Genomic DNA, 1,643 nt, shown 5'->3' on the forward strand with positions numbered 1-1,643 from the left:
GACGTCACCACGCTGGACCTGCGCTCGCGGAATGCCGCCGATACCGCCGATGAGGCGGGAGCGCTCAGCTACACCGACGCCACGGCGCTGGACCTCGCGGCGTTGCGCACGACCGGCACGGTGTCGATCACCAGCGGCGGCGCACTGACCCAGAGCGGTGCTCTGACGGTGGGCGGAACCTCGTCCTTCACCGCCGGTGCCAATGCGATCACGCTGAGCAACGCCGGCAATGCGCTGACGGGGGCGGTGACGCTGAGCAACAGCGGGACCAACGACGTGTCGCTGGCCAACACGCTGGCGACCTCGCTGAGCGGCACGGTCGGGCAGGACCTGACGGTGAGCAGCGGCGGGACGCTGGGCTTCGGCGCGACGACGGTGGGCCGCACCCTGACGGCCACGGCGACCGATGCGGTGACGCAGACCGGGGCGATCAGTGCCACCAGCCTGACGGTGAAGACGCTCAAGACCGGCGGGGCTGCGATCACGCTGGGCAATGCCGGCAACGACGTCACCACGCTGGACCTGCGCTCGCGCAACGCCGCCGATACCGCCGATGAGGCCGGGGCGCTCAGCTACACCGACGCCACGGCGCTCGACCTCGCGGCGCTGCGCACGACCGGCACGGTGTCGATCACCAGCGGCGGCGCACTGACCCAGAGCGGTGCTCTGACGGTTGGCGGAACCTCTTCGTTTACTGCCGGTGCGAACGCGATCACGCTGGGCAACGCCGGCAACGCGCTGACCGGTGCGGTGACGCTGAGCAACAGCGGGACCAACGACGTGTCGCTGACCAACACGCTGGCGACCTCGCTGAGCGGCACGGTCGGGCAGGACCTGACGGTGAGCAGCGGCGGGACGCTGGGCTTCGGCACCACGACGGTGGGCCGTACCCTGACGGCCACGGCGAGCGATGCGGTGACGCAGACCGGAGCGATCAGCGCCAGCAGCCTGACGGTGAAGACGCTCAAGACCGGCGGTGCTGCGATCACGCTGAGCAATGCCGGCAATGACGTCACCACGCTGGACCTGCGCTCGCGCAACGCCGCCGACACCGCCGATGAGGCGGGAGCGCTCAGCTACACCGACGCCACGGCGCTCGACCTCGCGGCGTTGCGCACGACCGGCACAGTGTCGATCACCAGCGGCGGCGCACTGACCCAGAGCGGTGCTCTGACGGTTGGCGGAACCTCGTCCTTCACCGCGGGTGCGAACGCGATCACGCTGGGCAATGCCGGCAACGCGCTGACGGGGGCGGTGACGCTGAGCAACAGCGGGACCAACGACGTGTCGCTGACCAATACACTGGCGACCTCGTTCAGCGGCACGGTGGGTCGTAATCTCACGGTGAGCAGCGGCGGTGCGCTGACCCAGAGCGGTGCGCTGACGGTTGGCGGAACCTCCTCATTTACCGCCGGCGCCAACGCGATCACGCTGGGCAACGCCGGCAATGCGCTGACGGGGGCGGTGACGCTGAGCAACAGCGGGACCAACGACGTGTCGCTGGCCAACACGCTGGCGACCTCGCTGAGCGGCACGGTCGGGCAGGACCTGACGGTGAGCAGCGGCGGGACGCTGGGCTTCGGCGCGACGACGGTGGGCCGCACCCTGACGGCCACGGCGACCGATGCGGTGACGCAGACCGG

General features: G+C 70.3%; 1 protein-coding gene. It reads left to right on the top strand.

Annotation, left to right across the window (positions count from 1 at the left end; genetic code table 11):
* The coding region (locus CRT60_RS36005) for a beta strand repeat-containing protein (protein ID WP_425290387.1) at window positions 1–1,643 on the top strand (1,643 nt) is incomplete at both ends.

Origin of the sequence: Azospirillum palustre (genome assembly GCF_002573965.1) — a bacterium.
Lineage (GTDB): Bacteria > Pseudomonadota > Alphaproteobacteria > Azospirillales > Azospirillaceae > Azospirillum > Azospirillum palustre.